The organism is Flavobacterium sp. (assembly GCF_044368995.1).
Classification (GTDB): domain Bacteria; phylum Bacteroidota; class Bacteroidia; order Flavobacteriales; family Flavobacteriaceae; genus Flavobacterium.
Map to the genome: position 1 here is coordinate 1 of NZ_JBIPMS010000058.1, position 10375 is coordinate 10375.

Annotated in this window: 8 protein-coding genes; 5 read left to right on the top strand and 3 right to left on the bottom strand. The window is 31.2% G+C overall.

Annotation, left to right across the window (positions count from 1 at the left end; genetic code table 11):
• The coding region (locus ACIQ2I_RS05565; RefSeq protein WP_396181445.1) for a Brp/Blh family beta-carotene 15,15'-dioxygenase at window positions 1–544 on the bottom strand (544 nt) is incomplete at its 3' end.
• 112 nt (window positions 545–656) lie between these two features.
• On the opposite strand from ACIQ2I_RS05565, the gene ACIQ2I_RS05570 reads away from it, so the two are divergent.
• From ACIQ2I_RS05570 to ACIQ2I_RS05580, 3 genes are all read left to right on the top strand, one after another.
• The gene (locus tag ACIQ2I_RS05570) at window positions 657–1370 is read left to right on the top strand and encodes a bacteriorhodopsin-like (RefSeq protein WP_396181446.1); all 714 of its coding nucleotides are present in this window, start codon (window positions 657–659) and stop codon (window positions 1368–1370) included.
• 104 nt (window positions 1371–1474) lie between these two features.
• A complete protein-coding gene (locus ACIQ2I_RS05575) occupies window positions 1475–2071 on the top strand; it encodes a hypothetical protein (protein ID WP_396181447.1) in 597 nt (198 codons plus the stop codon).
• 84 nt (window positions 2072–2155) lie between these two features.
• The gene (locus ACIQ2I_RS05580; RefSeq protein WP_396181448.1) at window positions 2156–3106 is read left to right on the top strand and encodes an NAD(P)H-dependent flavin oxidoreductase; all 951 of its coding nucleotides are present in this window, start codon (window positions 2156–2158) and stop codon (window positions 3104–3106) included.
• 188 nt (window positions 3107–3294) lie between these two features.
• On the opposite strand, the gene ACIQ2I_RS05585 is transcribed toward ACIQ2I_RS05580, so the two are convergent.
• Complete coding sequence (locus ACIQ2I_RS05585) at window positions 3295–4230, bottom strand: malate dehydrogenase (RefSeq protein WP_396181449.1); 936 nt, start codon at window positions 4228–4230, stop codon at window positions 3295–3297.
• 60 nt (window positions 4231–4290) lie between these two features.
• Window positions 4291–6288, bottom strand: a complete 1998-nt coding sequence (locus tag ACIQ2I_RS05590; protein WP_396181450.1) for an endonuclease — start codon at window positions 6286–6288, stop codon at window positions 4291–4293.
• Window positions 6289–6389: 101 nt separating this feature from the next.
• Between ACIQ2I_RS05590 and ACIQ2I_RS05595 the strand changes: the two genes are divergently transcribed.
• On the top strand, window positions 6390–9179 hold the full coding sequence (locus tag ACIQ2I_RS05595) for an aminopeptidase (RefSeq protein WP_396181451.1): 2790 nt from the start codon (window positions 6390–6392) through the stop codon (window positions 9177–9179).
• 201 nt (window positions 9180–9380) lie between these two features.
• Window positions 9381–10375 (top strand): thiamine pyrophosphate-dependent dehydrogenase E1 component subunit alpha (locus tag ACIQ2I_RS05600; RefSeq protein WP_396181452.1); only part of this gene is annotated, 995 nt, incomplete at its 3' end.

Below are 10375 nucleotides of genomic sequence, written 5' to 3' on the forward strand. Positions count from 1 at the left end.
TATTTGTCTTTAAAATTTGTACAGAAAAAACAAGGAACAAAATTACTATTATTAATAAACCGCAAGTTATCACTAGTGGATTAAGTTTAAATTTTGAAATATCTGAAATTACCAAAATCACTTCATTATTATGAAATTCAAATAATAAGAATAAAATTAACAGCCCGTATAATGTTTGAAATGATTGTAAAAACAAGCTACTTGATGCTTCCGTTTTATTATTTAAATATATAAGTTGCTGTTCTCCAAAATGATAACCACTAAATAGTATAAATAATACCAATATTATAATTGGTAAATAATAAAATAATAAAATACAACACAAAATAAATAACACATAAAGTAATAAAATCTTTAAAAAAGAAAAATTTTCATTTTTTAACAAAATTTTTTTTAAAACAAAAATATCATTCGATCCATGCAAAATTCCAAAACTTAAAATGAAAGCAAACCCAATAAATAATTGATTTTCGGCTGAAACAAACGAACATAACCACAGGCTAAAAAAACTAATAATTATAGAAAATTTACTTAATAAATTCATTTTGTTCACTCTTTATTTAAAATTAATAAACAAGATATTTGTTTATTTAAAATTATTATTTTAACTTTGATAAAACAAATTAACATTTATTATTAACTAAAAACAAAAAATTATGAAAAATTTATTATTAATGAAAGAAATGTTACCAAATGATTACGTAGGCTTTACATTCTTTGTTGGATGTATGGCAATGATGGCAGCTTCTGCTTTTTTCTTTTTATCATTAAATCAATTTGATAAAAAATGGCGTACATCTGTACTGGTTTCTGGATTAATAACATTTATTGCAGCAGTTCACTATTTCTACATGAAAGAATATTGGGCTGAAGTTGGACAATCTCCAACATTTTTCAGATACGTTGACTGGGTTTTAACAGTGCCGTTAATGTGTGTTGAGTTTTTCCTAATCTTAAAAGTTGCTGGTGCAAAAACAGATTTGTTATGGAAAATGATCACTTTATCTGTAGTTATGTTAGTAACTGGATACTTAGGTGAAACAGTTTACAAAGATCAAGCTGCTTTATGGGGTGGTATTTCAGGATTAGCTTATTTTGTAATTGTTTACGAAATTTGGTTAGGATCTGCTTCTAAATTAGCAAAAGCTGCTGGCGGAAACGTTTTAGCTGCTCACAAAATCTTATGCTGGTTCGTATTAGTAGGTTGGGCTATCTATCCTTTAGGATACATGATGGGAACAACAGGATGGTACAATTCAATGATTCCTTCAGGAAATATTGATATTGCATACAACATTGCAGATGCTATCAACAAAATTGGATTTGGTTTAGTTATTTATAATTTAGCTGTTCAATCTCAAAAAGACTAATTCTTTTTAAAATATAAATTAAAACCGCCAAGAAATTTCTTGGCGGTTTTTTTTATGAAATTTATTTTGTACTTTGGTAACACCAAAATCTTAAAATTTTCTAAATGAAAAAGATACTTTTTACCTTAATACTACTAATTACTACTGTTAGTTTGGCTCAAAAAGCAAAAACACCTGTTGCAGCTACTTCAAATACTTTGGCCACTTTTGAAAATTTAAAAGCAGAAATTGTTACCGATGGTGGCAAACAAAAATTAGCCATAGTACTTGAAAATAATGGAAAAAAAGAAACCATTATTTTAAAAGAGATTACCACAAAAGACAAAGCACAACAGCCCACAAATTTTAAAATTAAAGTGTTTACCATTGCTGATATTAAACTATATCACTTTAGTTATACTGAAAACATCATAACCGAAACCAAACTAAAAAAGGAAAATGCCGTGATTACTTCTAACGAAATCTGGGAACTATCCACCACCAAATTAAAAATTTTAGGAAATATTCAAACAATAAGTCAAATTAATGAAATCCGATTTTTAGATAAAAATAAAACCGCCTCTCAAACGGTAGACAAAACAAGAAAAGAAGGATTTGAATTCACCTTAACGAAAGATTTTGAAGTACATTTATCTACTAAAACACAAACTAACAAGTATAAATTTAACACTACTACGCGCCGATACGATCCGAAGAAATAATACTTTATATAAATTAAAATGTTTCTCAGTACCTAACTTTTTTATATACACGCCAATTAGTAAATTTGAATAAACTTTACAATCATGTCAAAACCTCAATTAACCAAAATTTTAAATATAAAATATCCCATCATTATGGCACCTATGTTTTTGGTATCCAATACAAAAATGGTTATTGAAGGCATGAAAAGTGGTGTGGCAGGTTGTATTCCAGCATTAAACTACAGAACGTTAGAAGAATTACGAAGTGCCATCATCGAATTGAGAAATGCAAAAGTGGAAGGTGGGAGCTTTGGTTTCAATTTAATTGTGAATAAATCCAACATTAAATATAAAGAACAATTACGCATTTTATGTGAAGAGAAAGTCGACTTTATATTAACGTCTTTAGGTTCACCAGAAGAAACCATAAAAGCAGCTCATAAAGAAGGTATTAAAGTTTTTTGCGATGTAACCGATTTAAGTTTTGCAAAAAAAGTGGAAAGTTTAGGAGCAGATGCATTAGTAGCTGTAAATAATGAAGCAGGCGGACACAGAGGTGACATTTCCCCTGAAGAATTAATCAAACAATTAAATGAACACACTTCCCTACCCGTAATTTCTGCTGGTGGTGTAAGTAAAAAATCGGATATAGACAAAATGCTATCTTATGGAGCGATTGGGGTTTCTGTTGGAAGTCCATTTATTGCCTCTATAGAAGCTGGCGTTTCGCAAGAATACAAACAAGCTTGTATAGACTATGGTGCAAAAGACATTGTAATGACCGAACGCATTTCAGGTACACCTTGTTCCGTAATAAACACGCCATATGTTCAAAAAGTAGGTACCAAAACCACTTGGTTAGAACAAGTTTTAAACAAAAACAAAAGCTTGAAAAAATGGGTGAAAATGATTCGTTTTTATATTGGAATGAAAGCCACCGAAAAAGCCGCTACAGAAGTAACCTATAAAACCGTTTGGGTGGCAGGACCTAGTATTGAAGACACTAACGCTATTTTACCAGTTGCAGAAATTGTAAAGAAACTAACGGTTTAATCTGTACGAGACTTTGTATTGCTACAAAAGCGTATTATAAAGAGAAAAGAGTTTCAAATATTTAACCGCAAAGTACGCAAAGTTTTTCGCAAAGAAGGCAATGAAAATCCGGCAATTCTGCGTACGCATTCAAAACAAAAAAAGCCTGTAAGAAATTCCTACAGGCTTTATATATAGTTAAAAAGTGTTTATGATAAAACCGCTTTTAAGTCGCCATTCATAGCTCTTACCGCTTCTGCCGATTTTGCAAAAGTTGCTTTTTCCGCGTCGTTTAATTGTACATCAACAATTTCTTCAATTCCGTTTTTACCAATAATACACGGTACACCTAAACAAATATCGGTTTGTCCGTATTCACCTTCTAATAAAACAGAACAAGCAATCATTTTATTTTGATTATTTAAGATAGAATCTACTAAATACGCTACAGAAGCTCCTGGCGCATACCAAGCAGAAGTACCTAATAAACCTGTTAAAGTGGCACCACCAATCATAGTATCAGCCGCTACTTTATCCAATGCTTCTTGAGACAAATAATTAGCAACAGGCGCTCCATTATAAGAAGCCAAACGCGTTAAAGGAATCATTGTTGTATCACCATGACCACCAATAACCATTCCTTGTACGTCGTTAGCCGGTTTGTTTAATGCTTTTGATAAATAATATTTGAAACGAGAGCTATCTAAAGCGCCACCCATACCAATAATTCTGTTTTTTGGTAAACCTGTAGCTTTTAAAGTTAAATACGTCATAGTATCCATAGGATTAGATACTACCACGATAATGGTATTTGGAGAAAATTTTAAAATGTTTTCTGCTACAGATTTTACAATTCCAGCGTTGATACCAATTAATTCTTCACGAGTCATGCCTGGTTTTCTTGGTATTCCAGAAGTAATTACGACTACATCTGAATTAGCTGTTTTAGAATAATCATTTGTTACTCCGGAAACTTGTGTATTGAATCCTGTAGTTGTAGCACACTGCATGATGTCCATTGCTTTTCCTTCTGCAAATCCTTCTTTAATGTCTAATAATACAACTTCACTTGCAATTCCTCTGTACGAAATTACGTCTGCACATGATGCACCTACATTTCCTGCTCCTACTATTGTTACTTTCATTTTATAAATTATATTGAGTTGTTATTTTTACAAAAATATTGATAATGAAACAATTTTACGTTATTTCACTATTATTTTTTTTACGATTTGTTTTTCATCAGAAGTAATTTTAACAAAATACATGCCCTTTTCAAAATGGATTGGAATAATTTGGTCTTCATTAGTTGTTTTTTCAAAAACTTTCGCTCCTAATAAAGAGAAAATTTCCACCTTAGAAAGACTCGAAATACCGGAAACAAAAATATGATCAGTAGCAGGATTGGGATATACTTTTACATCTATTGTTTCAAAACTATTAGAAGCCAAAGCCGCAAACCACGGGCTTCCGAATTGCGAACCAAAAATATAATTCGCCAATAATGGATGATCAATAAATGGATTTCTGTTATGTTGCCACGTTTGAATATAATTGTTTCTATTCATTTCAAAATCGTCTCTAGGATCCGAGGCAGTCCAACTTAATAAAGTAGCTAAATCACCTATATTTCCTGAAGGGTTTGTACCATTGTTTTCACTTGGGTCGCCATTTACTACATTTAAACCGATAAATCGAACGGCCATGTAAAAACAAGCTCTTGCTACATCACCACGCCAGGAACCCTGAGAACCAGTAGCTCCAGCATATACTGTAGCCGTATTTACATTTCCATAATTTTTATTATTTCTTGATGAATTTTCTTGCCCATTGACCGCTCTAATATGATGCGCGTCTGAAACACCATCTACAGTAGCAGCAGCACTCGTAGTTGTCCACATCCCTATTCCATCTGCCAAATCAATATCGGCAACCACAAAACCGCCTCTCGATTGGCAAAAAATATGTTCTCTGTTCCATTTCCCTAAACTACTTGATCCCAATTGTTGGTCGATTTTAGACATAGGTTGTTCTAAATAAATTTCCCAAATTTGCCCACTATTTAACGGATTTTGATCGGAAGTTTTTAGTATTTCCCAAATATCTGCATAACTATGTAATCTGACTTCGGAAGGATTGGCAATTATATTTTGAACTGCTTGTTTTAATGCTGCTCCAGAAAGTCCTTCTAACGAAACGTAATATCCCACTGGCGCTGTACTCGAAACCATGTTGTATGTAGGCGCCAAAGGCGTACCAAAATTTAATATTTGAAAATCTGTATCTGCAACGCGTCTAACAATCGAATTATTACTTGAAACTACATTTATTGGTATACCAGAAATAAAAAGAACCAATTCTTCGTCACCTTCTTCTAAAGTGTCGTCGAGTAAAGTAATTGTTTTTATAACTGTAGTAGCACCCGATGGAATGGTTACAGAATTATTTGTGTCAAAAGTGTAATCAGCTGTATTAAAATTTCCATTGTTTAAAGAAATATAAAAAGTAGTAGTTGAAGTAACAGGCGAAGCAGTTGTAAATGTCACAGTAACAGTTTGACCTTCCGTATAGGAATTTGCATTAAAAGTAGTAGTCATGTAATTTAAAAGAATCCCAGAACCGTCGTTATTCATTCCTGGAGTTGGGGCTTTTACTTCATAAGTACCATCAACTTTTCTTTGAATCGAATGATTGGCGGCATTTGAAGTCGCATTTTCATTTACACAAACCGTTAGATCTAAAATATTCATTAATGCGGTTGGTTGTGTATTGCCATTATTAGAATAGGCAATGGCATGCACCAAACCAGTTGTTGTTGCAGGGGTATTTAAAGGAAAATTGGTGTCATTTGCTTGATAAAGTGCAATAGCATCAGGACCATTTTGCAATGTTGTATCCAACATTGATAATGCTGGCGTAGGAGAAAGTAAAACATTACCTATTAAAAAAATACCATTAACATCTGTTGAATAACCATCTAAATCTATCGCATTATAACTTAATGTTCCGGGAAACGGACTAGTACTAGTAGCATTAAAAAATACCAATACATAACCATTTAATGAAAAATTAGCGGTAGTAGATTTTAATTCAATAAATTCTTTTTGATCTGTGGAAGGAGTATCAGGATCTATTTCATTAATTACGACCTGTGAAAAAGTAACATTGGAAATCAGAAATAATAAAAATAGTTTTATTTTCATTTTATTTTCATTTGAAAAGTTAAACAAAATTAGTCATAATTAAGGTATTTTCTTATGTTTATTTCCTTTTTTTTAGTAATATTGACTACTTTATATAAAAGATGACAAAAATAAGAATCGTATTATTTATTTTATTTGCGCTACAATCCTTCTCCCAAAATGAGATTAATATAAATGCAAAACTCCTTGAAAACGGAAAGAAAATTGCTGTTTTCGAAGAAATTACAGTTAAAAATACGTCAAATACTGTGCTTACAGAAATTGCCTTAAACGATTGGAATCATGCATTTTCTAGTAAAAACTCAGCATTAGCTAAAAAGTTTTCAGATGAATTCAATAGAAGCTATCACCTTTCAAGCAATACAGAACGTGGTGAAACAAATATAATTGCGGCTACAGATGCTAATAAAAAGTCTTTATTATATTTCAGAAAACCAAATCAAATCGATATTGTTATCATTTCTCTGGAAAAACCATTAGCTATTGGAGAATTAACAATTATTAAAATAAATTATGAAATAACATTACCCAATTCTAAATTCACAAAATTTGGTTATTCTAAAAGCAAACTGTATTTGAGAAATTGTTTTTTAACGCTATCTAGTTTTCATACCGAACATCAAAGCGAAGAAAATAGTGATGATTTAACTTCAGAAATAGCGAGTTATACCATTCAAATGCAGCATGATAACTTTTTACTAAATTCTGATTTAGAGGTTGAAAATACTACTCAAAATTCATCGAAATTAACTGGTAATTGGAGAACCAATTTTGTAATTGTTTTAGAAAATATAAACAGTTACGAAACATTTGAAAATAAAGAAACTACTATTATCAGCAATCTAAAATCTGTAGATTTGAATACTGTTCAAAAAAAGCTAATCGTTAATAAAATCGCTAATTATGTTGGTGAAAATTTAGGCATATCGCAACAAAATAAAATCATGGTTTCGCAAGAAGATTATGACAGAGAAGCGTTTTATGGATTAAATGAATTGCCCTCGTTTATTTCTCCATTTAATGACGATTTTGTGTTTGAATTAAAATTTTTAAAAACCTATATAAACAATTATTTAATGGCTAATTTGAAAATTAATTTCAGAAAAGACCATTGGATTTTAGAAGGAATTCAGCATTATTATTTAAAAAAATATATAGATGATTATTATCCAGAAATTAAAGCTTTTGGAAAACTTTCTCGATTTAAAATTCTAAAAAATTACAAGATAATTTCTATGAATTTTACCGAACAGTTCATATATAATTATCTATTAATGGCCAGAAAAAATATTGATCAAGCCGTTGGAACAGATAAAAACACACAAATAAAATTCAATGAAAAAATAGCAGGAAAATTCAAATCCGGACTTTCGCTTCATTATTTGAATGCTTATTTAGGAGAAAATTATGTAGAAAATTCAATTAAACAATATATAGAATTAAATAAATTCAAACATACTAATAATCAAGATTTTAAGTCGATATTAGAAGTAAATTCAAAAAAAGATTTAAATTGGTTTTTTAATGAATTAATTTATTCCAGAAATAAAATTGATTACAAAATTATTCACGCCAAAAAGGTGAAAGATTCGATAGAAGTAATGATAAAAAATGTAGGTGATGCCAAAGTGCCTATTTCTATTTCAGGATATCATAAAAATAAATTAGTTAGTAAAAATTGGATAGAAAATCATTCAGAAACATTTAAATTTTCAATTAAAAACGACAGTATCACCAAATTAATTTTAAACGATACTTATGAAATTCCGGAATTAAATAACAATAACAATTCCTACAAATTACAAAATAGGTTTTTTGGAAATCGGAAAATTAGATTTACATTTTTTAAAGACATTGAAAACCCAAAATACAACCAAGTGTTTTTTGTTCCAACAACGGAATTTAACCTATATGATGGTTTGTTACTGGGCATGAAATTCAATAATAAATCAATTATTGATAGACCATTTATTTACGATATTACGCCAAATTATTCTACAAAAACAGCAACACTTGCAGGAAGTGCTGGGTTTATTTTTAACAATCTAGAACGAAACAGCAATCATTTCAGTACCAGATATGCTATTTCTGGAACCCGGTTGCATTATGCACCAGATGCCTTTTATACTAAAATTACACCAAGTGTAAATTTCAGATTCAGAAATCCAAATTTCAGAAAAAATGAAGGAGAAGGCTTTTTGATACGAAATGTTTATGTAAACAGAGAAAAATCGAACGTAGTTATTACTAAAAATTCAGAAAATTACTCGGTTTTTAACTTGCGTTACGGTTATGCCAATAGCGAATTAATAGAACAATTTTCCTACGGAACTGATTTTCAACTTTCAAATCGTTTTGGAAAAATATCTGGGCAAATGCAATACCGAAAACTTTTTGAGAACAACCGTTTTCTTAATTTAAGAGCGTTCGCTGGTGTTTTTACACACAATGATACCTCTAACGATTTTTTTAGCTTTGGAATTGATAGGCCTTCTGATTATTTATTTGATTATGCCTTAATTGGACGTAGTGAAAGCACGGGCTTATTTAGTCGGCAATTTGTAAATGCAGAAGGCGCTTTTAAATCTAAATTCACTACTCGTTATGCCAACCAATACATTTTTGCAATAAATGCAGGTTTTACAATTTACGATTGGATTGAAATGTACGGTGACGTCGGAACATTTAAAAACGAAGGATACAAACCCCAATATATTTACGATAGTGGGTTGCGTCTGAATTTAGTTCAAGACTATTTTGAATTATATTTACCTATTTATTCCTCAAACGGCTTTGAACTTAACGATAAAAATTATGGAGAACGCATTCGATTTATTGTTACTTTAAGTCCAAAAACATTAACCTCTTTGTTTACAAGAAGATGGTTTTAATTTATTTAATTTTTATACAAAATCTAGTTTCTTACTTTGTAATTTATATGCATTATTCGTAAGCAATAGTTATTATTTCGAAATAAAAATACGTTTTTTACAACCAAACATGAATATTTTTATTCATTATTCATAAAAATATCTACTACGCTTATATGTTTCGTTTTTTTGTTTAAATTTGTAACATAGCAATACAATATTATGAGCAAAACTAAAACTGCAGAAGTATTATCTTTCAAAGATTTCAAAAAAGAAGTTTTATATGATTTCAAAATCGCTTCCGTTAGTCGTGAATGCAGTCTTTTGGGACGAAAAGAAGTACTAACTGGAAAAGCTAAGTTTGGTATTTTTGGAGATGGAAAAGAAGTGCCACAATTGGCCTTAGCAAAAGCATTTCAAAACGGTGATTTTCGTTCAGGATATTACCGTGACCAAACGTTTATGATGGCTATTGGCGAATTATCAATCGTTCAGTTTTTTGCAGGATTATATGGGCATGCAGATGTTAATTTTGACCCAATGAGTGCCGGTCGTCAAATGGGTGGGCATTTTGCTACGCATTCCTTAGACGAAAACGGAAATTGGAAAAACTTAACGCAACAAAAAAATTCAAGTGCCGATATCTCTCCTACTGCTGGGCAAATGCCTCGATTATTAGGTTTGGCACAGGCATCAAAAATATACAGAAATGTAGCCGAAATTCCTACTAAAAATAATTTTTCGGTACAAGGAAATGAAGTGGCTTGGGGAACAATTGGAAACGCTTCTACTTCAGAAGGTTTGTTTTTTGAAACCATAAATGCTGCAGGTGTATTACAAGTGCCAATGGTAATGAGTGTTTGGGATGACGAATACGGAATTTCAGTTCACGCCAAATACCAAACTACAAAAGAAAACATATCCGAAATATTAAAAGGTTTACAACGTGACGAAGAAAGTAATGGATACGAAATTTTCCGGGTTAGAGGTTGGGATTATCCAGCTTTAGTTGACACCTATCAAAAAGCAGCGGAAGTTGCTAGAACAGAACATGTGCCTGTTTTAATTCACGTAAACGAATTAACACAACCACAAGGGCACTCTACTTCTGGATCACACGAGCGATACAAAAATGCAGAACGTTTGACTTGGGAAGCAGAATTTGACTGCGTGGCACAAATGAAAAAATGGATGATTGCAAACAATATTGCTTCTTC